The 24,422-nt window shown below is 62.2% G+C and carries 18 protein-coding genes; 12 read left to right on the top strand and 6 right to left on the bottom strand.

The features are described 5' to 3' along the window. Positions 1 to 49 precede the first annotated feature (49 nt). The 7 genes from oxc (at position 50) to ACQKRQ_RS33765 (ending at position 8,627) form a co-directional block, all read left to right on the top strand. Positions 50 to 1,792: an oxalyl-CoA decarboxylase gene (gene oxc, locus ACQKRQ_RS33795; protein ID WP_427481776.1), complete on the top strand. Its 1,743-nt coding sequence runs from the start codon at positions 50 to 52 to the stop codon at positions 1,790 to 1,792. Positions 1,793 to 1,817: 25 nt separating this feature from the next. Further along, on the top strand, positions 1,818 to 3,068 hold the full coding sequence (gene frc / locus ACQKRQ_RS33790; RefSeq protein WP_132383802.1) for a formyl-CoA transferase: 1,251 nt from the start codon (positions 1,818 to 1,820) through the stop codon (positions 3,066 to 3,068). Between the two features lie 104 nt (positions 3,069 to 3,172). Next, positions 3,173 to 3,604 (top strand): PAS domain-containing protein, encoded by a 432-nt coding sequence (locus tag ACQKRQ_RS33785; RefSeq protein WP_132383800.1) that lies wholly within the window; start codon positions 3,173 to 3,175, stop codon positions 3,602 to 3,604. A 102-nt stretch (positions 3,605 to 3,706) separates the two neighbouring features. Continuing rightward, positions 3,707 to 4,633, top strand: coding sequence for a LysR family transcriptional regulator (locus tag ACQKRQ_RS33780; RefSeq protein ID WP_132383799.1), 927 nt, complete (start codon positions 3,707 to 3,709; stop codon positions 4,631 to 4,633). 355 nt (positions 4,634 to 4,988) lie between these two features. Further along, positions 4,989 to 6,206, top strand: a complete 1,218-nt coding sequence (locus tag ACQKRQ_RS33775) for a YbfB/YjiJ family MFS transporter (protein WP_427481773.1) — start codon at positions 4,989 to 4,991, stop codon at positions 6,204 to 6,206. 49 nt (positions 6,207 to 6,255) lie between these two features. Then, complete coding sequence (locus ACQKRQ_RS33770) at positions 6,256 to 7,359, top strand: NAD(P)H-dependent flavin oxidoreductase (protein ID WP_427481771.1); 1,104 nt, start codon at positions 6,256 to 6,258, stop codon at positions 7,357 to 7,359. After that, positions 7,356 to 8,627, top strand: a complete 1,272-nt coding sequence (locus ACQKRQ_RS33765) for an MFS transporter (RefSeq protein ID WP_427481769.1) — start codon at positions 7,356 to 7,358, stop codon at positions 8,625 to 8,627. The genes ACQKRQ_RS33770 and ACQKRQ_RS33765 overlap by 4 nt, the downstream gene beginning before the upstream one ends. Before the next feature lie 18 nt (positions 8,628 to 8,645). Here ACQKRQ_RS33765 and pstS (ACQKRQ_RS33760) read toward each other — a convergent pair whose 3' ends face one another. Beyond that, a complete protein-coding gene (pstS, locus tag ACQKRQ_RS33760) occupies positions 8,646 to 9,650 on the bottom strand; it encodes a phosphate ABC transporter substrate-binding protein PstS (RefSeq protein ID WP_427481971.1) in 1,005 nt (334 codons plus the stop codon). A gap of 599 nt (positions 9,651 to 10,249) precedes the next feature. Here pstS (ACQKRQ_RS33760) and ACQKRQ_RS33755 point away from each other — a divergent pair. Beyond that, positions 10,250 to 11,107 carry a CHAD domain-containing protein gene (locus ACQKRQ_RS33755; protein ID WP_427481767.1) on the top strand — a complete coding sequence of 286 codons (858 nt, stop codon included), beginning with the start codon at positions 10,250 to 10,252 and terminating at the stop codon, positions 11,105 to 11,107. A gap of 52 nt (positions 11,108 to 11,159) precedes the next feature. Here ACQKRQ_RS33755 and ACQKRQ_RS33750 read toward each other — a convergent pair whose 3' ends face one another. Continuing rightward, positions 11,160 to 12,197: a transporter gene (locus ACQKRQ_RS33750; protein WP_132383787.1), complete on the bottom strand. Its 1,038-nt coding sequence runs from the start codon at positions 12,195 to 12,197 to the stop codon at positions 11,160 to 11,162. A 298-nt stretch (positions 12,198 to 12,495) separates the two neighbouring features. On the opposite strand from ACQKRQ_RS33750, the gene pstS (ACQKRQ_RS33745) reads away from it, so the two are divergent. Beyond that, complete coding sequence (gene pstS, locus ACQKRQ_RS33745) at positions 12,496 to 13,536, top strand: phosphate ABC transporter substrate-binding protein PstS (protein ID WP_279388652.1); 1,041 nt, start codon at positions 12,496 to 12,498, stop codon at positions 13,534 to 13,536. Between the two features lie 73 nt (positions 13,537 to 13,609). Here the strand turns inward: pstS (ACQKRQ_RS33745) and ACQKRQ_RS33740 are convergent, their stop codons facing one another. After that, a complete protein-coding gene (locus ACQKRQ_RS33740; RefSeq protein WP_427481764.1) occupies positions 13,610 to 16,459 on the bottom strand; it encodes a DNA-binding protein in 2,850 nt (949 codons plus the stop codon). 111 nt (positions 16,460 to 16,570) lie between these two features. Between ACQKRQ_RS33740 and ACQKRQ_RS33735 the strand changes: the two genes are divergently transcribed. After that, positions 16,571 to 17,470, top strand: a complete 900-nt coding sequence (locus tag ACQKRQ_RS33735) for an arylsulfatase (RefSeq protein ID WP_427481762.1) — start codon at positions 16,571 to 16,573, stop codon at positions 17,468 to 17,470. Positions 17,471 to 17,508: 38 nt separating this feature from the next. Here ACQKRQ_RS33735 and ACQKRQ_RS33730 read toward each other — a convergent pair whose 3' ends face one another. Further along, entirely contained in the window at positions 17,509 to 17,958 is a 450-nt protein-coding gene (locus ACQKRQ_RS33730) for a hypothetical protein (RefSeq protein ID WP_427481760.1), read from the bottom strand. A gap of 618 nt (positions 17,959 to 18,576) precedes the next feature. On the opposite strand from ACQKRQ_RS33730, the gene ACQKRQ_RS33725 reads away from it, so the two are divergent. Then, a complete protein-coding gene (locus tag ACQKRQ_RS33725) occupies positions 18,577 to 19,209 on the top strand; it encodes a helix-turn-helix domain-containing protein (protein WP_427481758.1) in 633 nt (210 codons plus the stop codon). A gap of 30 nt (positions 19,210 to 19,239) precedes the next feature. Here the strand turns inward: ACQKRQ_RS33725 and ACQKRQ_RS33720 are convergent, their stop codons facing one another. Then, the gene (locus tag ACQKRQ_RS33720) at positions 19,240 to 22,239 is read right to left on the bottom strand and encodes an FAD-binding and (Fe-S)-binding domain-containing protein (RefSeq protein ID WP_427481756.1); all 3,000 of its coding nucleotides are present in this window, start codon (positions 22,237 to 22,239) and stop codon (positions 19,240 to 19,242) included. Positions 22,240 to 22,279: 40 nt separating this feature from the next. Continuing rightward, the gene (locus ACQKRQ_RS33715; protein ID WP_408287056.1) at positions 22,280 to 23,317 is read right to left on the bottom strand and encodes a DUF1338 domain-containing protein; all 1,038 of its coding nucleotides are present in this window, start codon (positions 23,315 to 23,317) and stop codon (positions 22,280 to 22,282) included. 167 nt (positions 23,318 to 23,484) lie between these two features. Between ACQKRQ_RS33715 and ACQKRQ_RS33710 the strand changes: the two genes are divergently transcribed. Further along, positions 23,485 to 24,417 carry a LysR substrate-binding domain-containing protein gene (locus ACQKRQ_RS33710; RefSeq protein ID WP_427481754.1) on the top strand — a complete coding sequence of 311 codons (933 nt, stop codon included), beginning with the start codon at positions 23,485 to 23,487 and terminating at the stop codon, positions 24,415 to 24,417. Positions 24,418 to 24,422: the final 5 nt, after the last annotated feature.

Below are 24,422 nucleotides of genomic sequence, written 5' to 3'. Positions count from 1 at the left end.
CACCGCTCGCAACAAACCACACAACGCCCCGCCACCAAGGAGAGATGTCATGGCAGAAGCCGACCAGCCCACAACAGAAGAAACGTCGACACAACAGGCGACCGAGACGACCGACGGATTCCATCTCGTCATCGACGCGCTGAAACTGAACGACATCAACACCATCTTTGGCCTGGTCGGCATCCCGATCACCGACCTGGCGCGGCTTGCCCAAGCCGAAGGCATGCGTTTCATCGGCTTTCGCCATGAACAGCACGCAGGCAATGCGGCGGCCATTTCCGGTTACATGACGAAGAAGCCGGGCATCTGCCTGACGGTGTCGGCACCCGGCTTTCTGAATGGACTGACCGCACTCGCCAACGCGACCACCAACTGCTTCCCGATGATCCTGATCAGCGGTTCGAGCGAGCGCGAAATCGTCGACCTGCAGCAGGGCGACTACGAAGAGATGGATCAGTTGAATGCGGCCAAGCCGTACGCGAAGGCCGCGTATCGCGTGCTGCATGCGGAAGATATCGGTATCGGCGTGGCGCGGGCAATCCGGGCTGCGGTGTCGGGCCGCCCGGGCGGCGTGTATCTGGACTTGCCTGCCAAGCTGCTCGCGCAAACGCTGGACGCCGTGAAAGCGCAGCAATCGCTGGTCCGCGTGATCGACGCCGCGCCGCGTCAGTTGCCCGCACCGGAGTCGGTCAAGCGCGCAATCGATGTGCTGAAGAGCGCCAAGCGTCCGCTGATCCTGCTCGGCAAAGGCGCGGCGTACGCGCAGGCCGACGCGGAGATTCGCGGGTTCGTCGAACAAAGCGGCATTCCGTATCTGCCGATGTCGATGGCCAAGGGCCTGCTGCCCGATACGCACGAGCAATCGGCGTCGGCGGCTCGTTCGTTCGTGCTGCAGGAAGCCGATGTCGTCGTGTTGATCGGCGCGCGTCTGAACTGGCTGCTCTCGCACGGCAAGGGCAAGACGTGGGGCGCCGAGCCGAAGAAGTTCGTCCAGATCGACATCTCGCCGACGGAAATCGACAGCAACGTCGCGATTGCCGCGCCGGTGATCGGCGATATCGGCTCGTGCGTGGCGGCACTGCGCGAAGGCATCGATGCGAGCTACACGAAGCCGAGCGCCGAGTGGACCGGCGCGATCGCCGAGCGCAAGAACAAGAACCTCGCCAAGATGGCCGCGACGCTCGACAAGAATCCGTCGCCGATGAATTTCCACAGCGCGTTGCGCGCGATCCGTGACGTGCTGAAGACGCGCCCGGACATCAACGTCGTCAATGAAGGCGCGAACACGCTCGACTACGCGCGCAGCATCATCGACATGTACGAGCCGCGCAAGCGCTTCGATTCGGGCACGTGGGGAATCATGGGCATCGGCATGGGCTTCGCGATCGGCGCGGCGGTGACGAGCGGCAAACCGGTTGTAGCGATCGAAGGCGACAGCGCGTTTGGCTTCAGCGGCATGGAACTCGAAACCATCTGCCGATACGACCTGCCGGTCTGCACGATCGTCTTCAACAACAACGGCGTGTATCGCGGCACCGACGTGAACCCGACTGGCGGCAAGGACGTCGCGCCGACCGTGTTCGTGAAGAACGCGCGCTACGACAAGATGATCGAGGCATTCGGCGGCATCGGCTATCACGCGACCACGCCCGAAGAGTTGACGAAGGCGCTGCTCGAATCGATCGCTTCGGGCAAGCCGAGCCTGATCAATGCCGTCATCGACGAAGCGGCCGGCACCGAAAGCGGCCGACTGACCAATTTGAATCCGCAAAGCGCGGCAATGAAAAAGTAGTCTGGGCAACCACGGAGATTTCAACATGAGCAAACCTCTCGAAGGCATCAGGATCATCGACTTCACGCACGTTCAGGCGGGCCCCGCATGCACGCAGTTGCTCGCCTGGTTCGGCGCGGACGTCATCAAGGTTGAACGGCCGGGTTCCGGCGACGTGACGCGCAATCAGTTACGCGATATCCCCGATGCGGACGCGCTGTACTTCACGATGCTCAACAGCAACAAGAAGTCGCTCACGCTGGACACGAAAAAACCCGAAGGCAAAGAGGTGCTCGAAAAGCTGATCCGCGAATCGGATGTGCTGGTCGAGAATTTCGGCCCGGGCGCGTTGGACCGGATGGGCTTTTCGTGGGAACGGCTGAACGAACTCAACCCGAAGATGATCGTCGCCTCGGTGAAGGGCTTCAGCGACGGCCACCACTACGACGACCTGAAGGTCTACGAAAACGTTGCGCAATGCGCAGGCGGCGCGGCCTCCACCACCGGCTTCTGGGACGGCCCGCCGACCATCAGCGCGGCGGCGCTCGGCGATAGCAACACCGGCATGCATCTGGCCATCGGCATTCTGACTGCATTGCTGGGACGCGACAAAACCGGCAAGGGCCAAAAGGTCGCCGTGTCGATGCAGGACAGCGTGCTCAACCTGTGCCGCGTGAAACTGCGCGACCAGCAGCGGCTGGAGCGTGTCGGCTACCTCGAGGAATATCCGCAGTATCCGCACGGCGAATTCAGCGATGTGGTGCCGCGCGGCGGCAATGCGGGCGGCGGCGGCCAGCCGGGTTGGGTGCTCAAGTGCAAGGGCTGGGAAACGGATCCGAACGCTTACATCTACTTCACGATCCAGGGTCACGCGTGGGAACCGATCTGCAAAGCGCTCGGCAAGCCCGAGTGGATCGATGACCCGGCCTATAAGACGGCGGAAGCACGTCAACCGCATATCTTCGACATTTTCAAAACGATCGAAGGCTGGCTTGCCGACAAGACCAAGTTCGAAGCGGTCGACATCCTGCGCAAGTTCGACATTCCGTGCGCACCGGTGCTGACCATGAAGGAACTGGCCAACGATCCGTCGCTGCGCGCGAGCGGCACGATTGTCGAAGTGCCGCACAAGAAACGCGGCTCGTATCTGACCGTCGGCAGCCCGATCAAGTTTTCGGATATGAAGCCGGAAATCACCGCCTCGCCGCTGCTGGGCGAACACACGGAAGAAGTGCTCGCGAGCCTCGGCTACAGCAAGCAGGACATTTTCAACCTGCGCGAAGTGAAAGCGGTTTAAATGGTGCTATGCAAGGCCGGGTATAAGCCCGGCCTTGCCGATGCGGCGTCCCTGGCGGCGCCGTATTCTATTGAGCATTCGTGTTTTCACATTGGGGGAGCGCCATGCAGCACGCCATCGACTTCCAGCAACTTGCCAACGCAATCGGCGACGCGATCATCATTTCAGACGCCCGCGGCAGCATCACATTCTGGAACCCCGCGGCTGAACGCATGTTCGGCTTCACGCAAAGCGAGGCGCTCGGCAACTCGCTGGACCTGATCATCCCGGAACGTCTGCGCGGCCGCCATTGGGACGGCTATCAGAAGACCATGGCAACAGGCGAAACCCGCTATGGCAACGACGTGCTGCGCGTCCCCGCCGTGCACAAGGACGGGCGCTCGCTGTCGATTGCCTTCACGGTCGCCTTGCTGCACTCGCCGACAAACGAACTCACCGGCATCGTCGCAGTGATCCGCGACGAAACCAGCCGCTTCCAGGAGGATCGCCTGCTGCGCAAGCGGCTTGCCGAACTGGAGGCATCCGCCGGCGCGTGAGCGCGTCGTCGCCCCAGTCCTTCGCCGTTCCCGCCGTCGTCTTGCCGTCCGTCGCTGTAGACTCTGCCAGATCGCGTTTTCAATCACACCGGATCAGGCAACATGGACCGCATCGACGCAATGAAGGTGTTCGTCGCCACGCTCGACGAAGGGAGCCTGGCCGGCGCGAGTCGTCGGCTCGGCCGCTCGCCCGCCGCGGTTAGCCGCGCCATTGCGTTCCTGGAAGAACATGTCGGCACGGCCCTGCTGCATCGCACGACACGCACGATCAAACTGAGCGAAGCCGGCGAGCGATATGCCGCCGCCTGCCGGCGCATTCTCACCGATCTCGAAGAGGCCGATCTGCTGATCGCCGGCGAGCGCTCCGCGCCGCGCGGGCTGCTCACGATCACCGCACCGGTGGCCGCCGGCCAGGACATGCTGCAGCCGATCATCGACGAATTCGTCGACCGCTATCCGGCGGTCTCGGTGCGCCTGAATATGCTCGACCGCCCGGTGAGCCTGATTGACGAAGGGATGGATCTGGCGTTGCGCATCGCCCATCTGCCCGATTCGACGCTGGTGGCGATCCCCGTCGGCGAAGTGCGGCGGGTCGTTGCCGCGTCGCCTCGCTACCTGGCGAAGCACCCGCCAATCACCGAACCTGCCGATCTGGCCCAGCATCAGATCATCTCCATGACCCACTTCGGCCTGGATTCGTGGAGCTTTCCGCCGCCGAACGGCTCGACGATTCCGCGCGTCGTGCAATTCACGCCCCGCTTTATCGTCAACAGTATTCAGGCAGCCGTGGCCTCGGCGGTCGCGGGACATGGCGTCACTCGCATGTTTTCCTACCACGTCGCCGAACAGGTCAAGGACGGCTCGCTCAAGATCGTCCTGAGCGACAACGAGCCCGCTCCGCTGCCGGTCCACCTGCTGACGCCGCACGGACGCCTCGCCGTGCCCAAGGTGCGCGCGTTCGTCGATTTCGCTGCGCCGCGCCTGCGCCAGCATTTCACCCAATCCCAGCGGATTACCACGCGAAATTGAATCGTTTCGCGGAAGAATGTCTACCGTGCCGCGTGGATTCTCTCTTCAATCGGTTCAATCTAGACTTAGTCCCATCGAGATCACCTAGCGCAAGCGGTCGGCCGTCCCGGCAAGTTCACTGACGCGACCGACGCCGGGCTCGACTCGAATCGGCAATCTTCGCAACGGGCAAACATCCTGCACGTGGACGGCGGCCACAGCGCCGGCGCTCCAGGCATCGCTCGTCCCATTGCGAGGCATTCCGCATTCAGTTTGCAATCCTCATGAGAGGCATTGCGAGCCGTGACCTTCGTACCTATCGTGTCGAGCCCGCCAGCAAGACGAGTCGGCACGCAACAGAACAGTGGAGGCAGTGATGCAACGTGCAGTCGTCAACGAACCGATCCCGCCGGCGTTCAATGTCTGGCGCGGCACGCTGGCAGGAGCCAGCGCGAGCCTTGTCGGTATCGGCCTCGCGCGCTTTGCTTATACCCCGTTATTGCCGGCGATCGTCAGCGCGCACTGGTTTCCGGCGTCGACCGCTGCCTATCTCGGTGCAGCCAATCTCGGCGGCTATCTGGCGGGCGCGCTCGCAGGCGGTTGGCTGGCACGGCGTTTCGACGCCACGTTCGTTCTGCGCGCGATGATGCTGCTCGTGACCGTCGCGTTCGTCGCCTGCGCGTTTCCGGTTTCGTTTCTCTGGTTCTTCGGCTGGCGCTTCGCATCCGGCCTGGCGGGCGGCGCGCTGATGGTGCTGGCCGCGCCGACCGTCCTCGCGCACGTCACCCCATCGCGCAAGGGCTTTGCGAGCGGTGCGATCTTCAGCGGCATTGGTCTTGGCATTGCGGCCTCCGGGACGATCGTGCCGATACTGCTGCGTCAGGGTCTGATGCAAACATGGCTGGGACTTGCCGCGATCTCCCTCGCGCTGACGGCCGTCGCGTGGAACGGGTGGCCCGGCCGAGGCGAATCCGCCGTGCAGCACACGACGCATCACCGAGGGCATGGCCGGTCTTATCCGGCTGCATCGATGCGCGCGCTCTACACCGAGTATGCGTTGAACGCCGTGGGGCTCGTTCCGCACATGATCTTTCTGGTCGATTTCGTGGCACGCGGCCTCGGCAAGGGCCTCGATGCCGGCGCGCAATATTGGGTGCTGTTTGGACTCGGCGCGATTGTGGGCCCGTTGCTGAGTGGTCATCTGGCTGACCGTACCGGGTTCGGTCCGGCGCTGCGCGTGGCCTATCTCCTGCAGATCGTCGCGGTCGCGTTGCCGGCTGTCGTGCGGGGACCTGCGGCACTGATCGTGTCGAGCGTCGTAGTCGGCGCGTTCGTGCCGGGCATCGTCGCGCTCGTGCTCGGCAGGGTCAATGAATTGCTCGCCCATCATCCGGCTGCCCAGAAAGGCGCCTGGAGCGCGGCGACCACCAGTTTCGCCGTCTTGCAGGCCGTCGCGGCGTATGGCTTGTCGTTCCTGTTCGCGCACGACGGCGGCAACTACGCGACGCTGTTCGTGATCGGCGCGGCGTCTTTGGCGCTTGCTCTGGCGGTGGATCTGTTCGCGGCGCTTCGCTTCGGTTCGAAGCAAGCCTAGCCACTCCGCTCCAGGCGTTTCTATCCACTACTCGAACTGTGAGAACCCCATGACCTCCGATATCCGCTTTCTGCAAGCACTTGGCGTGCAACATCCCATCATTCAGGCGCCGATGGCAGGCATCTCGACGCCCGCACTGGCCGCCGCGGTTTCCAATGCCGGCGCGCTCGGCTCGATCGCCGTGGGTGCGAGCACCGCGCAGCAAGCGCGTGAACTGATCGTCGCGACACGCGCGCGCACGAGCAAGCCGTTCAATGTCAATGTGTTCTGCCATCGGCCGGCGTACAGCGATCCGCTTCGCGAAGCGACCTGGCTTGCGCATCTGCAGCCGCTGTTCGCCGAGTTCGGCGCCAGAACACCCGCTGCGCTCAAGGAGATTTACACGAGCTTTGTAGTCGACGAGGCACTGCTGCAAGTGCTGATCGAAGAGCGTCCCGCTATCGTCAGTTTCCATTTCGGGCTGCCATCGCGCGAATGGATCAATGAACTGCATCGCGCCGGCATTCTGCTGTTCGGTTGCGCGACCACGCCGCACGAGGCCATGCAGATCGAGCAGGCCGGACTCGATGCGATCGTCGCGCAAGGTGCGGAAGCAGGCGGTCACCGTGGCGTTTTCAATCCGGACGATGACGCGATGATCGGCACCCTGGCACTGGTCAGGCTGATCGCAAAACAGTCGACGCTGCCGGTCATCGCCGCGGGCGGCATCATGGACGGTCAAAGCATTGCCGGCGCACTGCTCCTCGGCGCTCGCGCCGTGCAGATGGGCACCGCGTTCGTGCTGTGTCCCGAATCGGGCGCGGATGCCGCCTACCGGAGCGCACTGACCACCCAACGCGCGTACCGGACGGCCGTGACGGCCGCGATCTCCGGCCGCCCGGCACGTGGACTGAGCAACCGGTTCTTTACCGACGTCGACTCGCCGGACGCGCCGCCGCTGCCGGACTATCCGATTGCATATGACGCCGCCAAGGCGCTGAACGCCGCGGCCCGCGCAAAGGGCAGCACCGAATTTGCCGTCCAATGGGCCGGCCAGGGCGCGCCGCTCGCGAGAGCATTGCCTGCGGCGGAGCTGGTTGCCACGTTGGTGAGCGAACTTGCCGAAGCAGAGGGCCGGTCACGCTCGCAGTCATTTGCCGGGACGACGATATGAACACCCCTCCACAAGTTTCACTGCCGTCCGCTCAGGCAACGCGCAGTCTCGATTATTCCGCGCGACATGAGCGTTACTGGCGCCGCAATCTGGCCGTGTGCGTATTCGGCTCGTTCACCACGCTCGTCAGCCTGAGCATGCTGCTGCCGTTCTTGCCCATCTACGTCCAGCAACTCGGTGTGCAGTCGCAGTCCGCCGTCATCCAGTGGTCGGGAATCGCGTTCGGCGCCACGTTTTTTGGAACTGCGATCACCGCGCCCGTGTGGGGACGGCTTGCCGATCGTTATGGCCGCAAGCCGATGCTGGTGCGCGCGGCCGTCGGCATGGCGGTGGTGATGTCCTTGATCGGCATTGCGCACAACGTGCATCAGCTCGTCGCCCTGCGCTTGCTCGCGGGCCTGGTGGGCGGCTACTCGTCGGCGTCGACGGTGATGGTCGGCACACAGGCGCCGAAGGACCGCGCGGGCTGGGCGCTGGGCGTGCTGTCGACGGGCGCGCTGGCCGGCAATCTGATCGGGCCGCTCGTCGGCGGATTCTTGCCGGGCTGGCTCGGCATTCGCGGCACGTTCTTCGCCGGCGGCGCCATGATCGCGGTGGCCGCGTTGCTCACGATTTTCGTCGTCAAGGAAGATTTCGACCCGGCCACGCATTCCAGCCGACGTCCCGCCGAGCACGCACCGGCGAGCACGCATCGCAGCAACTATCCGGTGATCGCCGCGTTGCTCGTCACTGCGATGATGGTACTGCTCGCCAACATGTCGATCGAGCCCGTCATCACGGTTTATGTCGGCAGTCTCGGCGTGCCGTCGCTTCATCTGGCGCGCGTGGCGGGTATCGTGATGGCCTGTTCGGCGTTCGGCAGCATGCTCACGGCGGCGCGCCTCGGCGCCTTGGCCGATCGGATCGGCAGCTGGAACGTGATCGTCGCTTGCCTGGTGTTGACCGGTCTGGTGATGATTCCGCAAGCGTTCGTTCACGCGTGGTGGCAACTGGCGGGGTTACGCGCGCTGATGGGCATGACGCTGGCCGGTCTCCTGCCTGCGATTGCCAAACTGGCCCGGCATGCGGTGGAAGAGCACAAGACCGGTCAGATGCTCGGTTACCTGCAGTCGGCGCAATTCAGCGGACAGGTCGTCGGTCCGATTATCGGCGGCGTGATCGCTGTTCATCTCGGGCTGCATTCCGTGTTCTTCGTCACGGGCTCGTTGCTGGTGGCGTGCGCCGCGCTTGCGCAGTGGGCGCGGACTCGTCAGCAAGCGGTCGCTTGAGCGAAGAGTCAGTTCTCGTCATTGGCCCGCGACGGTTTTACCCGACGGATTCTTTACCCTCGCGTGCAATTGAGTGCGAATCTCGCTCGCGACCGCCGGCGGCAGCGGAATATAGTCCAGGTCCTCCGCCGCCTGGTTGCCGTTCGTCAGCGCCCAGTCGAGGAACCTCAGTGTTTCCTCGCCGCGCTCCGGTTTGGCCTGCGTACTGTGAACCAATATATAGGTCGCGCCGACGACAGGCCACGCGTTCGCGCCCGACTCGTTGGTCAAGATCGGAAAGAGCGATTTGGACCAGTCGGCACTCGCGGCGGCGGCCTTGAATGTTTCCGGTCCAGGCTGAACCACGGCACCCGAGGCATTATCCATGGCCGCGTACGACATATGATTCTGCTTCGTAAAATCCCACGCAACATAACCGATCGCGCCGGGCAGATGCTGCACGAAGGTGGCCACGCCTTCGTTGCCTCTTCCGCCTATTCCGCGCGGCCAGCGCACTGAAGTCCCCTCGCCGACTTTGCTCTTCCATTCAGGGCTGACCTGCGCGAGAAAGTGCGTCCAGATCAGCGTCGTACCTGAACCGTCGAGCCGACGGACCACAGCGATAGGCGTGTCGGGCAGCTTGATCGTGGGATTGATGGCGGCAATGGCCGGAGCATTCCAACTGATGATTTTGCCCAAATAGATATCTCCCAGCACACGCCCGGAGAGAATCAGTTCGCCGGGCTTGATACCAGGCAGATTGATGACCGGCACGATACCGCCGATCACCGTTGGAAACTGGAGCAGGCCATTTTTCGCCAGCTCGCCGTCGCTCAACGGTGCGTCCGACCCGGCGAAATCGACCTGGCTGACCATGATTTGCTTTAACCCTTCCGTCGACCCGACACCGCGATAGCTTACCGTCCCGCCGCCCGCACGCTGGTAGGCGCTGGCCCATTTCGTATAAATCGGCGCGGCGAAGGTGCTGCCGGCGCCGGTGATGTCGGCGCTGTGCGCGGCGACCGTCAATAAAGCGCCGGCCATACCGGCCAACAATGTTTGTCTATAGCTCACGAAAGACCTCACTCGGAATTGTTGTCAAAGCTCATGAAGTGAAGCTCGCCGGGTAACGACGCGTGGCCTGAAGAAACTATTGTCTGGCGGGCTCTTTTAAACTTTCTATTTCCACCGGTTTGTCGTCGCGCTGCGGTGTGCCAACTGAAAATAGGACAACCGCGGCGCTGAAAAACTAACTCTCCTCATTACAGGACGGTGAAGGTCAGGAGGCAAATTGAATCGCTCTATCACCACGGCATGGAAATGACTCGTCATTCCGATTCGCCATGTTGGACAGCCCAACCTCTCCGTTCAAGCGAAAGTTCGTTGGATAGTCGCGTGGAATTCGCTTCGAGCATAGTGCCGGCATGGCCCTCGAAATTTTTACGTTGTAGGATGGGTGTCGCAGTTTGCTAAGTGACGTGGCACGCGGTACCTTACGTTCACCTCACTTCCGTCCGCTTTGGGAACTCACGCAACTCGAGCCGATGAACTCCACACCTCATACGCGTGATACCGCATCTGCATCTGCACAAGAGCGGACCTCGGATAATCCCGGCAAACGCGCCGGCACGGCTTCGCCGGACATGTCGCCGGCCGTGGCGTTTTCGACGCTGGCCGCGCCAATGGTCGCGCAGGTGGCGCAACGCATCGGCACCCTGTGCGTCAGTGCCGACCCGGAAAGTCTGCACAAACTACGTGTTGCGCTGCGTCGACTGCGTTCGCTGTGGTGGGCCTACGATCCGCTTATCGACAGATCGCAGGCAAGATGGCAGCGGCGCGAATTCAAGGCGCTCGCCGATTCCGCCGGGCAGACGCGTGACTGGGATATCCTGAAACACTTACTGGCGGAAGACGCGCCGACGCCGCACTCTTTTGCGGTGCTCATCGAAAGAGTCGACCTCTTGCGCGGTGAAGCGCTTTTGCGCAGTCGCGCAACGATCGCCGCCGCAAACGTCGAAGCCATGCTCGCGCAACGAATAGCGGGCGTGATGCTGCAACTCGACGCCTGCTCGTTTGACGAACCGCTTGCGGTATTCGCCGCGAACCGTGTTGCGAAGGCCAAGCGCGCGCTGCGAAAACGGATGGAGCGTGTGCTTAGGAATCCCGACGCCGTATACGCAGAGGTCCACGCAGTCCGAATCGCAGGGAAAAAGATGCGCTATCTGCTGGAGTTTTTCGCGCCTCTACTCGAAAGCGGGAACGAGATCGGCGTCGTAGAGCTCACGCAATTGCAGGACGAGCTAGGAAAACTCAACGACATCGTTTCCAGTGAAGCGCTGCTCCTCGAGCATACAACTCAGCTTGGTGAGCGCGGCGTTGTAGAAGATGCGATAGCACATTTGAGGCATCGCAAAGGCGACCACATGCAACGTGCCGACGCACTGTTACGCGCGTTCAGCGACACGTTTGCCGGCGAGTGTCCCGACGCCGGCATGCGCTGACGGTATCGCGTGCGCAGCCGTTATTGCTGAAGTCGGACGCAACACTTCGCCACTACCGTTCCCTGCGCCGACGAAATGCCCACCATCCCGCGAGGCCCGTAAAACCGGCGACGAGTAACACCATTACCCAGAAGCCGTGCCGGTTTTCAGCGAGCGGAATACCGCCCACATTCATGCCGAAAAAACCCGCGACGATATTGATCGGCATCGCCAGAACCGTCACCAGTGTGAGCGTGAACAGCGTACGGTTGTTCTGCTCTTCGAGGCGGGAAATGATCTCCTCCTGCAACAGCCTGACCCGTTCGATCAACCCGGCCACATCCGAGAGCACCACGGAGAACTCTTCCGTCGACTCGCGCAGGTCCTGCACGTCCTCCGAATGCAGCCAGCGCGGCGGCCTTGCGAGCAGACGGAAGATCGCGCCGGGCTCAGGCGCGAGCATGCGCTGCAAGCGCGTCAGCATACGACGCATCGCGCCCAGATCGATCCGGTTCTGCGTTGGCCGCTGCGACAAGAACCGGTCCTCGATCCGATCGACGTCGGCGCTGGTTCGCCGGACGATCTGCACCAACAGGTCCGCCTGATCATGCATCAGGTGAACCAGCAATTCCGCCGGAGACCGGAATACCTCGCCTTCCCGAACGGATGCGCGCAATCGGTCGACCGAACGCAGCGGTTTGAGACGCGCGGTCACGATGATCCGCTGATTCGCGTAAATCCACAGCGTCGCAATCTCAGAAGGGATGAACTCCAGATTGAACATGACGTCGTTCACGACCGCGCGTAGCGCGCCGTCCGCATGTTCGATACGTGTGGAGTGCGAGCCTTCGCGCAACGCGTCGAAGAAAGTCTCGGGCAAGTCGAGCTGGGCTCTCATCCAGCGCTCGCTGGCGCTGTGCGCCAGATTGAAGTGGAGCCAGAGAAACTCGCTGCCTTCCTTCGCTGGGCCGTTCGCGTCGTGGGCCTGGAGCCATTCGGCGACTTCGTCGGCGTCGACGGAGCGTCCGGCGCGAGTCGAAGAAAACAGAAAGCCGCAGACCATGCCGGACGAGTCCGCGCCGTAGGTTTGCAGTAGCAGATCAGATCTCATAGGTCATTCATTCAGCGTTTGCTTCCCGTGCGGGATTGGCCTATCCAGCAATTTGCCGGCCGAAATCAGAACCGTGGCGATCGCCAGGCAATTCCAACTTCAGGCGCCGCACAGATTGAACCGGAATCAAAGGCCTGAGCATATCGCGGCCGATCAAAAGAAGGTTAACCCGCTAGTTTTCACGACGTCGACTTAGCGAATGCTTAAGCTTAGGCAAGCGGATCATTTAACTTGAGTAGTCACAAGAACGTCATATTTCACCCTTAAGTTGCAGCCCATCGACGGCGACCGCGTCGCCATGAGGAGTCTCACCATGAATCTCAAGCAACTTACGCTGGTTGTGTGTGCGCTGTGTGCCAGCGCCGCGCACGCCGCCGACATCACCGGCGCGGGCAGCACCTTCGCCGCGCCGATCTATACGAAATGGGCTGACGCCTATCAAAAGACCGGGGGCGGCAAGGTCAACTATCAGGGCATCGGCTCGTCGGGCGGCATCAAGCAGATCATTGCGAAGACCGTGGATTTTGCCGGCTCGGACGCCCCGCTCAAAGACGACGAACTGGCCAAGGACGGCCTGTTCCAGTTCCCGACGGTGGTCGGCGGCGTGGTCCCGGCAATCAACGTGCCGGGTGTGAAGCCTGGCGAACTGGTGCTGTCGGGCGAAGTGCTCGGCAGCATCTATCTGGGCAAGATCAAGAAGTGGAACGATCCGGCGATCGTCGCGCTGAATCCGAAAATCAAGCTGCCGGATACCGACATCGCCGTGGTCCGCCGTGCCGATGGGTCGGGCACGAGTTTCATCTGGACCAACTATCTGTCCAAAGTGAGCCCGGAGTGGAAATCGAAAGTGGGCGAAGGCGCGACGGTGAACTGGCCGACGGGCACGGGCGGCAAGGGTAACGACGGCGTCGCCGCTTTCGTGCAGCGCCTGCCGGGCGCGATCGGCTATGTCGAATGGGCGTATGCGAAGCAGAACCACATGACCTATACCGCGCTGAAAAATGCAGCGGGCACGGTGGTCGTGCCGGCGACTGATACCTTCAAGGCCGCAGCAGCCGGCGCCGACTGGTCGAAGTCGTTCTACCAGATCCTGACGAACGAGCCGGGCAAGAACGCGTGGCCCGTGGTCGGCGCGACGTTCGTGCTGTTGCACACGACTCAGGACAAAGCACCGCAAGGCGCCGAGACGCTGAAGTTCTTCGATTGGGCATTCAAGAACGGCGGCAAGGCGGCCGACGATCTCGACTACATCTCGCTGCCGGAATCCGTGACGGCTGAAATCCGCACGCAGTGGAAACAGAAGGTGAAGGACGCGTCGGGCAAGCCGGTCGCGCCGTAAGCGTCGGACTCATGGGGCGCGCGTTGCGGGCGCGCGCCTTTTCTTCATCATGCGTTTGAGCGGCCGGCACGCGTCAGGTCGTGACCTTCGACATGACCGCCGTCGCCGGATCGTAACGGTAGCCCTTCTGCGCAAGTTGGTGCGTCATCGTCGCGGCGATCAGTTTTTGCTGCATCTCTCTCGAGATCAATTCGTGGTCCGGCTTGAGCCGCTCCAGTTCGGATGAAAGCCGCCGGACGAGTGCCACTTCGCCGGTGCTGCGTGCGTCGATGAACAAGATCTTCTCGCTTGCCAGACCGAGCCGCTGTTTCAGGTCCTTTGCGTGCACGACCCACTGTTCGGCCGTGGTGCGAAGCTCGTTCATGGCCTTTGCATGAGCCTTGGCTTGCGCCGACACTTGACGTTGCAACGTCGCGACTTCCTCCGAGCTGTCGTTCTCCTCGGCGCGGGCTGCTAACTGCTGGGCGCGCTGAGTGTGTTGCGCGATAGCGGCGGCTTGCGACGCGACGCGCTGCTCCAGCTGCGCGACATGCTGTTCGGCCGCCTCCGCGCGTTCCTTCACGGCGGACGCGTCCTGTGATAGCCGAGCGAGGTTGGCGCTGACCAGTGTCTTCGCCTCGGTCACGGCACTGATCTGCTCCCGCGCCTCGTCCAGTTCATGCTTGACGCGCTGGAACTCGCTGAGTTGAGCCGACGTTTCCTCGGCCCGCGCCTCGGCTGCCTCGCGCTCCGCTGTCAGCACAGCGCGGGCTTGCTCCAGTTCAGCTTCCAGTGCGGTGAGCCGCGCATGGTTCTCGTTTGCCTGCGCCTCGAAAGTTTTTGCTTGCGACGAAGCCGCTTCCAACTCCGCCGACAACCGGGCCGCTTCTTCCTGGCTGGCCTGAATGGCGCTGCTCAACTTTGCGATCTGCTGCTGGATCCGGTCGCGCTCTTCAGTGGCTCGCGCTATTTCATCGTTCTTGCTTGATATCTCTGCGGCCAACGCAGCTCTTGCCTCGCGTTCTTCGTCGAGCAAAGCCGTCGTGGCTTTCTGATCGTCAGCATGCAACGCTGCGTGCCGCGCGAGCTCTACTACACGTGCCTCGGCTGCTTGCGCACGCGACGTAGCCGCGCTTAATTCCTCGGACAGTCGCGTCGCTTCTCCAGTCTTCGCCTGATGGGCGTCGCGCAAAGTGGCGAACTGCTGCCGCGTCTGATCGTGCTCCTCAGTCACTCGCGTTAAATCGTCGTTCCTGGCCGAGATAACCGCGGCCAACTCTTCACGTGCCTTGCGTTCCTCTGAAAGCGATGCGTTCGTCGCTGTCAGCTTGTCGTGAGCCAACGCCGCACGCTGCTCGAGTTCTTCTACACGTGCCTCTGCCGCCTGCGCGCGCGATGTCGCCGCGCTCGCTTCCTGCGACCATCGTGCCACTTCTTGCGAGTTCGCCTGATAAGCGGCGTCCAACGTTGTGACTCGCTGCAGCGCCTGATCGTGCTCCTGAGTGACTCGCGTTAACTCATTGTCCTTGCTGGAGACAAGCGAGGCCAATTCCTCGCGTGCCTTGAGTTCCAATGCAAGCAGCGCCGTCGTCTTGTTCAGGCTGTCATCTTGCAAAGACAAGCGCTGCGTGAGTTCGTCCACTCGCGCCTGTGCTTCCTGCGCTTGCGACGAGACCGCGCTTGCCTCCTGCGACTTGGCCTCATAGGCTTCGCGCAAGGTTGAGATTTCCTGCTGCGCAAAATCACGCTCTTGAGCGACTCGCGTCATTTCATCGTTCGTGACGGAGACAATCGAAGCCAATTCCTCACGTGCCTGGCGTGCTTCTTCAATCGATGCCTTTGCATCTTCCAGGCTAGCATCTTGCAACGACACACGTTGCGCGAGTTCTACCACGCGCGCCTCTGCGGCTTGCGCACGTGACGAAGCCGCGCTCGCCTCTTGCGACAGCTGAGCCGCTTCTTGCGACTTCACCTGAAAGGCGTCGCGCAAAGTGGCGATTTCCTGCTGCGTCTGATCACGTTCCTGCGTGACTCGCATGACTTCATCATTCTTGCTCGAGACAAGCGCGGCCGACTCCTCACGCGCCTTGCGTTCCTGTTGAAGCAACGCGTTTGTCTCCTCCATCTTGGCCTGGTCCACCGACGCACGCCGCGCGAATTCCTCAATGCGCGCCTCCGCCGCTTCAGCACGCGACGTGGCCGCGCTCGCCTCATGCGACCATCGCGTCACTTCTTCTGTTTTCGCCTGACAGACGTCGCTCAACGTCGCGATCTCGTGCCGCGCCTGATCACGTTCCCGCGTGATCTGAGCGACTTCAGCGCTTTTGTCCGCGAGAGAGGCGGCCAACCCTTCGCTCGTGAGCCGTTCCTCGTCGAGGGATGCATTCACCGTCTTCAGCTTGGCGTCTTGCGCGGACACTTGCTGAACCAGTTCGCCGACATGGGTCTCAGCCGCTTCAGCGCGGCCGTTGGCGATCGCGAGTTCCGCTTCGAGGCGCTGAGCGGCACTTTCCGACGCGCTCAGCGCGTCCGTCAGCGCGCTGAGTCGATTGCGCCCCGCTTCGATCTCATCAATCGTCTTTTGACATTCGGCGAGCGCCTCGTCCCGTTCCGCGAGGGCCGCTTCGAGATCCTGGTTCACCGTGGCGAGACGTTGGTTGAACGCCTTCTCCGCATCGTGTTGAGACGCCGCCCAGATCCGATCCGCGGCGCTGATCACCGTTTCGGCGAGGCCCTCCGGCAATCCGGGCTGGGCCTGCACTTGCGGCGTTTCCGCCTGCCGCGCTTCGCGCCAGCGTTGCAAGGCCGCGACTATCGCCACTAGTGAACCGCCGCGTACCTCTTTCCAGATTGTCACTGGCGACACTCTTCTGCCTTCTTCGACCATGCGGTCGGCGATTGCAGCGATCTGCTCATCGGTGATGGTGTCTGTGTCCGTGGACATATGCGCCTCAAGAATCAATGTAGCGGGGCGAAAGGTTAAATTTTCAATACGTTACTACGTCTGCGGACGTCCGGCGACGTTCGGGATACAAGCTAAATGACAGCTAGCAGGATGCGAACCGATGATATTAGGGCTCAACGGACTTCCCGAATGCACGGAACAACGGCCCATAAGGCGGCTATATCGTCGCGGATCGCTCGCGTAAGAGAGGTAGCGGCGATACCGGTAGAAGAGCTTGCCTTGTTAGCCCGCAACGACGTTGCAACAATGCAGGCGAACCGATTGGGCCGCCCGTCGGCGCGAAAGCCACGAAGCGGCGTCGACGTGACACACCTGACACCGAGGCATACGGCCATGCGCATTTCGTTTCTGCATACGATGGATGGAAACCTGCAAGTGTTTGAGCAGGCAGCCAAAACGCTTGGGCTGCGGGCGGAAGAACTTCAGCATGAAGTGAGGGCGGATCTTCGCGAGGCTGTCGATCAAGCGGGGACGTTCTCCGACGAGTTGCGAGCCCAGACAAACCGGCGCCTTCTCGCGCTGGCAGCCGATTCCGATGCAGTCATTCTGACTTGCGCCACGCTCGGGCCGGCCGTGGGCGATATCAGGAGTCCCCGTGTGCCTATCGTCCGAGCGGACGTCGCTTTGGCTGCGGCGGCAGCAGAAGCGGGCGGAAGAATCGTCGTGTTGTGTGCCGCTGAATCGGCAATCGAGTCGACCAGGAAACTCTTCGCGGAGCACGCAAGCAAAAGCGCGGCATCAGTGGAGGTCGTTCACGTTGGCCACGTTTGGGCGCTGTTCAGAGCGGGCGACATTCAAGCATGCCTGGCAGCGACCGCATTGTCTGCGGATGAGGCGTATGAGGCGGGTGCGACCGTTGTCGCGTTCGCTCATCCGTGGATGGCGCCCGCCGCCGATCTCGTCCAGAAGGGAAGACGGCCGCTCGATAGTCCGAGCGCGGCGCTGCACGTTGCAACGCGGCGATTCAGCGAACGCCCGGGTCACGCCTGACCGGGATCGAAGCTAAATCAGCCGCACTTCAAATCCGCTCACCACGGTGATCGCTTGTCGCTTCGTCCAAAATGCACGACGCGTGACTCAGCTTCGTCCACGGCGAACACGGGCGCAGTTTGCAGTTGCTGTTCGTGCAAATCGAGAAGCCTGGTGATCGGCGCGCAGTCTGCTGCCGCGATCAGCCAGATTTCTTCACTCGCGCTACGGGCGGCTGCATCCAGAATACGTTCGGCATCGATATATAAATCACGCTCCAGCGCACCGAATCCGGCCTGCTGAAGATACCAGGCCAGGTAAAGCGCCTTCACCAGTTTCGCCAGCAGTTCGCCGTTGCCCTTGCCCGCCTGAAATGCGGCCAAGGCGAGATGCCAGCGCAACGACTGTTCTCGCACGTATGTCGCGGTATGCGGCAAGAGCTTGGCTTTGCCAAGCGGCTTTCTGCGCGCCTGATTCCCCGTTGGTCGTTTTTTACGATTCTGAGACATGGATCGTTTATCTTGTCGATGCTGCTTTTAATTCCAGCATCGTAATGCATGCGACAAAGAAAAATCCACCATCAAGGCGATTTAACATAATTTATTGATATGCCATTCGCATACCAGGCTTTGCGATTAAATGAATGCGGTCTTTGATATTTGGCAAGCATCTGTTTTTCTTAACCTTTCCTTAATCGGTTGACCGGGATTGCTTCGCCGGCCGGGGAATGACGTTATCAAGGCTAGCGGATGCCACGACAGCATAGCGTGTAGCGCAATATCTTAACTAATGCCTTCCGTCCAAAGCCGGTGCGATTATCAAGCCCGCTATATAAAACGAGACTTGCAACCTAAGTTAATAGTTGGTCCAACCACAGCACCGCCGCTGCCGCTGCCGGCCATACGCAAAGACTAAAGTTTCCAATGAGAAAAACACGCGCAGATCCCATACGGTTCGATCGCGCTGATCCTTTCCGCCGCTTAAGCCAAGCGCGGCCGCTCAAAGCGCCACCGATGGCCCCACCGCCAACACCCCAACCCTCCCCGCGAAACTTGCGGCTCGCCCCAAATGTTATTATCGGAAACAACACCGTCCCCCTAAAGCGCGCATTCGAAGCATCAAGCCCCATGGACACCCATCTCTCCAAACCCACTGATCCGTCCACCACCGACCTCGGCCGCCGCGTCCGCGCCGCCCGCCAGGCGCAGGATCTGACACTGGAAACCGCCAGCCGCCTGTGCGGCGTGTCCCGTTCGACGCTCTCCAAGGTCGAAAACGGCCTGATGTCCCCCACATTCGACGTCCTGCAGAAAATCGTCCTAGGACTGAAGATCGAAATCGGCGAGCTGTTCGGCTCGACACCGAAAGTCAGCGCCAGCGGGCGTCGCGCGCTGACCCGCAAAAACGAAGGCCAGCGCCATGCGTATCGCGGCTACCAGATGGAGCTGCTCGCCACCGACCTCGCGCACAAAGCGATGCTGCCGTTTCGCATCCGCATCTCCGCGCACACACTCGACGCATTCGACGACTGGGGTCGTCACGAAGGCGAGGAATTTCTGTATGTGATCAGCGGCAGCGTGTGCCTCTATTCGGAGTTGTATGCGCCGACGCATCTGAACGCCGGCGACAGCCTCTACTTCGACAGCCGCACCGGTCACGCGGCGGTCTCCACGAGCGAAGAAGACGCCGAAGTGTTGTGGATGGCGACCAGCGCCGACATTCCGCAAGCGCCGGTCGCCATTGAATCGACGAAGAAGTAACGCAAGCACCTCAGTGCGCATGAATGCGCTTTAGCGCGCCGCCAACGCCCGCTGCACGAGTTGCGCAATATGCATTGCGTGACGCCCCGTGCCCTGCTCGATCTGCTCGCGGCAACTGAACCCGTTGGTCAGCACGATCGTCTCCGCGTGCGCCGCACGCACCGCGGGAAACAACTTGTCTTCGCCGATCTTCGTGGACAGCGCGTGATGCTCCCCGTTAAAACCAAACGATCCGGCCATGCCGCAGCATCCAGTATCGAGCAGCTTCCATTTCACGCCGAGCTTGTTCAGCAACGCGGTGTCGCCCTGCATGCCGAACAGCGCCTTCTGATGACAATGTCCGTGCACGATCACGTCCGCGTCAAGCGTCGGCCAATCGAACGGCTGACGCGCGACGAAATCGGAGAACAGGAAAGTCTGCGCCGACAGTTTCTTCGCTAGCGGATGGCCGGGCAGTTGCTTCAGCAATTCGTCCTTAAACACCGACAAACAACCGGGTTCGAGACCGACGAGCGGCACGCCGGCGGCGATATCGTCCGCGAGGTCGTCGAGAATGTGCGTGAGCAGTTCGCGCGCGCGTTCGAGCAGGCCAAAGTCATAGAGCGGCCGCCCGCAGCACAAACGGTTCTTCGGCAACATGACGTGCCAGCCCAGTTGCTTTAAAACATCGGCGGCGGCCTGCGCGATCTCGGGCGTAAAGTGATCGTTGAACGTGTCCACCCATAGGATGACTTTCTTCACCTCACCGCGAACCTCACGCGCCGTTTGCGGCGAACGCTGTGCGATCTGCCTGTACGTGGCATCCGCGAATCGAGGCAATTCACGCGTTTGCGCGACGCCGGCCAGCCACTTGCCGAACGAAGACAAACCCGGCGCCGACGTCATGAAGTTCGTCAGACGTGGCAAACGCGCCGCCCACGGCGCCCATTCGCCGATCCGTCCCATGAACAGCGCCTGCCGTGGCCGACGATTCGTCTCGTAGTAATGCGATAGAAATTCCGCCTTGTACGAAGCCATGTCCGTATGCGTCGGGCAATCGGATTTGCAGCCCTTGCACGCGAGGCACGTATCGAGCGCTTCCTTCACTTCGCGGCTTTGCCAGCCGTCGGCGATCACATCGCCTTGCAGCATTTCCCAGAACAGATGCGCGCGGCCACGCGTCGAATATTTCTCTTCACGCGTCGCGCGATAACTCGGGCACATCGTGCCGCCATCGAGCGAGCGGCATTTGCCCATGCCGATGCAGCGCTCGATCTCGCGCTGAAAACCGTCGCCCTCCTGGCTCGCGAACGTCAGTCGGGTTTGCAGCGTGACCGGCTTGTAAGCGGGCCCCATGCGCAGGTTCTCGTCGACGCGATATGCGTGCACGACCTTGCCCGGATTCAGACGATTGGCCGGATCCCAGATCGCCTTGAACTGCTCCATCGCCTGCATCAGTTCAGGGCCGTACATGATCGGCAGAAACTCGGCCTTCGCCTGGCCGTCGCCGTGTTCGCCCGACAGCGAGCCGCCGAATTCGACCACCAGTTCGGCCGCTTCGCGCAGAAACTTGCGCCACGTCGCGACACCTTCCGCGCTGCGCAGATCGAAGGTAATGCGCGCGTGCACGCAGCCATCGCCGAAATGGCCGTAGAGACTCGTCTCGTAACCGTAGCGATCCACCAGCGCCTGGAACGCGCGCAGATAGTCGCCGAGACGCAACGGATCGACCGCCGCATCTTCCCAGCCGACCACCGGGTCCGGCGTGCCGGAATCGACCGATAACGCCACCGCCGACGCGCCGGTCTCACGAATCGACCACACCTTCGCCTGCAACGCGCGATCTTCGACGAGCATCGCGGACACATTCGGCCCTGCTTCGCCCGAGGCAAAGTAAGCGGCGGCGGCTCGCGCCTCGCGCATCACGTCGTCTTGCGTGTCCGCGCCGAATTCGAGCACGACCCACGCATCGCCTTCGGGCAGCAACGCGATCTCGTCCTTTTTCAAACCGCGCGCCTGCAAGCCGCGAATGATCGCGCGGTCGAGTCCTTCGATAGCGATCGGCCCGCAGCGCATGAAATGCGGCACGGCGTCCGCCGCCGTGTAGATATCCGTGAAGCCGACCACGACGATCACGCGCTTGGCCGGGCTCTTCACGAGACGCACTTTCGCCTGCAAGGTGAGCGCGCAGGTCCCTTCGGTGCCGACCAATGCACGTGCGACGTTAAAGCCGTTTTCCGGCAGCAGTTGATCGAGATTGAAGCCCGACACACGCCGCTTGATCTGCGGGAATTTCGCGCGAATCTGCTCGGCGTAGGTGTCGCGCAGTTGCTTCAGCGCGGCGTAGATTTCACCCTGACGGCCACCTGCCGCGATGATGCGTTCGAGTTCCTGATCGGATGTCGGACCGACCCAGAACCGCGCGCCGTCGAAAGTCGCGATTTCCAGCGCTTCGACGTTTTCGACCGTCTTGCCGGCCATCACCGAATGCGCGCCGCACGAGTTGTTGGCGATCATGCCGCCGAGCGTGCAGCGGCTATGCGTCGCCGGGTCGGGTGCGAAAGTGAGGCCATGCCGCTCCGCCGCATCGCGCAAGGTATCGCAGACCACACCAGGTTCGACGATCGCAACACGCTCGACCGGATCGACCAACACGACACGGTTCACATACTTGCTCGCGTCGGCGACTACCGCGACGTTGACGCACTGCCCGTTCTGCGACGTGCCGCCGCCGCGCGCGAGAAACGGCACGTCGTTGCGGCGGCAGGCGGCGAGCGTGGCCAACAGGTCGTCGACGTCCGCGGGCACGACGACGGCGAGCGGCACTTGTCGATAGTTCGACGCGTCCGCCGCATACAGCGCTTTAGAGCCCTGGTCGAAGCGCACTTCGCCGCGCACGTGGCTGCGCAAATCGGCTTCGAGCGCCTGCATCACAGCGGCGCTGCCCGCAAAAGGCGTGGCGATGCGCGGCGTCTTCTTCAACGCGCGGCGGCCGGCACCGTCCAACTCATCGACGCTTGCGCCTTGCTCTTCATCAAATGACGTTCCCACTGCGCTCCCCGTTTCTCGTGCCGATGCCGCCGATTCGCGCTCAGGCAGCCTGGCTCGCGGTCATCTTGAAGATGCCCTGTGCGTTGCCCGCGTCGAAACGCAGGTCCGTTTCCCAACGACGCGCGTCCTGATCGAAAGTCCGCTTGCGCGTGATGAACTCGTAAAACGAGCCCGGCACTTCACGCGTCACGATGCCGCCGTCAGCTGCGCGGAACTCGCGCTGAACGAGGTCCGCGCGATACGCCGTCTGAAACACACGGCCCGAGCGCGAACGCTCCACTTCCGGTTTCATCGGACGACCCTTGGCCTTCTCGTCGTCGGAGAGTTGAAAGACATCCGCGACGCGATCGGTGGCGTGATTGAAAGCGTTGCCTTCGGTCGCGATCCATGCCATCTCCGCCGATTCCTTCAACAATACTTCGTAATCGGCTTCGCGTGGCATGTCGTGCTGCCGCGCGAACGCGCCCACGATCACCGGCAGCAATTCATACGCCGCGTCGAGCGGCAGCACGCCGTCCCGCTCGAGCTCCCACAACTGGCCGATGGCGCGCGGCGTCAACGGATCGCGCGACGCGCCGATCACGTTGGTCACGGCCTGCTGAAATTCTGCCGAGAACCGCTCGGGATGCAATTCGCTGACGAAGAACTGCGCGATTTCATCGGGCGCGTCGTCGTGCGCCCAGGCGCGGCCGGTCATGCCGAGGCGGTCGAGCGGATAGCGGCCGTTGATGCTGAAGCCGAGCGGACGAAGAATGCGTGCGAACGCGGCTTCACCCGTCGGCAACGCGCCGCTGTGCGGCCAGCGCACCGTGCGCAACGCGCCGTGATCGAAGTACACGCTGCCGCCTGCTGCGATCGTCTCCTCGGTGTACTGGCGGCCGTTCGCCGAGCGCGCCAGCAGATCCTCGAACAGCGCCATGTTCATCGCCTGCGCGAGTTCGGCTCGCGTGACGATGCCGTCCTCCCCTTCGTCCAGAATGCGCGGATGATTCAGCGTCGCAAAGAGCCGTGTGGTTTTGTCGGCGCCGAGCAGTTTCAGCAGCAGTTGTTCGACATTCGCATTCTTGATGTTTCGCATAGCGGTTCTCTACGTAGCTTTGACGGGCGCTGATTCACATGTTCGAGCAGAGCTGCCGGTGCGGGTGCAAGCCGCAGGACGGCACGATCGAAGGCGTGATTATTCAAACCTGCCGGCTTGCCGTAAAGCGAGATAAAATCGCCACTTGATGCGTTTTTGGAATCAACGTGCGAAAGTTCAAGATCCCCAACATGGGCGCGCTGCTCGCTTTCGAAGCCGCCGCGCGGCACGAGAGCTTCACGCATGCGGCGCGCGAACTCTTCCTGACCGAGAGCGCGGTCTCGCGGCAGATCAATACGCTGGAGAGCAATCTTGGCGTGCGGCTGTTCGTACGCGTCAAACAGCGCGTGGTGCTGACGAAGGCAGGCAAGGTCTATAGCGCGCAAGTGCGGCGCTCGCTGGAACAACTCGATCGCGACACGCTGTCCATCATCGCGCACGGCAGCGGCGGCGGTTATCTGGAGTTGGCCGTTCTGCCGACTTTCGCGTCGCAATGGCTGATTCCACGGCTCGCGGCATTCAATACGCAGTATCCGGACGTGCGCGTGAACATGGGCGTGCGAACCGGCACGTTCCCGTTCGCCGAGACCCATTTCGAAGCCGCGATTCATTACGGCAAGCCCACATGGCCGGGGACGTCGGCGGATTTTCTGTTTAGCGAGGAGGTGGTGCCGGTGTGCGCGGCGAGTTTGCTGAAGCGGCCCGTTCAAGGCGCCGCCGAACTTCTGGACTATCCGCTGCTGCATTCCACCACCCGGCCTGACGGCTGGGCGTCATGGTTCGCCAGCATGGGCGTCGACGACAACCGGACCATGCAGGGCGTGCGCTATGAACTCCACACCATGCTGATCAGTGCGGCCGCGGCCGGTCTCGGCATTGCGCTGGTGCCGCGCTTTTTCGTCGAAGCGCAACTCGGCCAGCTTGGGCTCGTGATTCCGCTCAACGCGCCCGCGGTCGCCGACTCCGCGTACTACCTCGTCTATCCGACCGAGTTGAGTCATGGCAAGCCGCTGGCGAGTTTCCGCGAGTGGCTGCTGCACGAAGCCGCCGCCTACAGCGCGGTGAATCCTGAGTTGGGCGGCCCGCCCTATACCGGTTGAGCCGG

The sequence above is a fragment of the Paraburkholderia sp. NPDC080076 genome, from assembly GCF_050281145.1.
In the GTDB taxonomy this organism is placed as follows: domain Bacteria; phylum Pseudomonadota; class Gammaproteobacteria; order Burkholderiales; family Burkholderiaceae; genus Paraburkholderia.
Note: the sequence above shows the minus strand (reverse complement) of the source record. Positions and strands in the feature narration are given on the sequence as shown.

Bases quoted from the DNA above. Each gene is read 5' to 3' on its own strand.
- ACQKRQ_RS33750 (WP_132383787.1), bottom strand. From the start codon at position 12,197: ATGAGATCTGATCTGCTACTGCAAACCTACGGCGCGGACTCGTCCGGC.
- ACQKRQ_RS33715 (WP_408287056.1), bottom strand. From the start codon at position 23,317: ATGCGAAACATCAAGAATGCGAATGTCGAACAACTGCTGCTGAAACTG.
- ACQKRQ_RS33775 (WP_427481773.1), top strand. From the start codon at position 4,989: ATGCAACGTGCAGTCGTCAACGAACCGATCCCGCCGGCGTTCAATGTC.
- ACQKRQ_RS33735 (WP_427481762.1), top strand. From the start codon at position 16,571: ATGCGAACCGATGATATTAGGGCTCAACGGACTTCCCGAATGCACGGA.
- ACQKRQ_RS33730 (WP_427481760.1), bottom strand. From the start codon at position 17,958: ATGTCTCAGAATCGTAAAAAACGACCAACGGGGAATCAGGCGCGCAGA.
- ACQKRQ_RS33780 (WP_132383799.1), top strand. From the start codon at position 3,707: ATGGACCGCATCGACGCAATGAAGGTGTTCGTCGCCACGCTCGACGAA.
- ACQKRQ_RS33770 (WP_427481771.1), top strand. From the start codon at position 6,256: ATGACCTCCGATATCCGCTTTCTGCAAGCACTTGGCGTGCAACATCCC.
- frc (WP_132383802.1), top strand. From the start codon at position 1,818: ATGAGCAAACCTCTCGAAGGCATCAGGATCATCGACTTCACGCACGTT.
- ACQKRQ_RS33785 (WP_132383800.1), top strand. From the start codon at position 3,173: ATGCAGCACGCCATCGACTTCCAGCAACTTGCCAACGCAATCGGCGAC.
- ACQKRQ_RS33765 (WP_427481769.1), top strand. From the start codon at position 7,356: ATGAACACCCCTCCACAAGTTTCACTGCCGTCCGCTCAGGCAACGCGC.
- ACQKRQ_RS33740 (WP_427481764.1), bottom strand. From the start codon at position 16,459: ATGTCCACGGACACAGACACCATCACCGATGAGCAGATCGCTGCAATC.
- ACQKRQ_RS33755 (WP_427481767.1), top strand. From the start codon at position 10,250: ATGTCGCCGGCCGTGGCGTTTTCGACGCTGGCCGCGCCAATGGTCGCG.
- ACQKRQ_RS33725 (WP_427481758.1), top strand. From the start codon at position 18,577: ATGGACACCCATCTCTCCAAACCCACTGATCCGTCCACCACCGACCTC.
- oxc (WP_427481776.1), top strand. From the start codon at position 50: ATGGCAGAAGCCGACCAGCCCACAACAGAAGAAACGTCGACACAACAG.
- pstS (WP_279388652.1), top strand. From the start codon at position 12,496: ATGAGGAGTCTCACCATGAATCTCAAGCAACTTACGCTGGTTGTGTGT.
- pstS (WP_427481971.1), bottom strand. From the start codon at position 9,650: ATGGCCGGCGCTTTATTGACGGTCGCCGCGCACAGCGCCGACATCACC.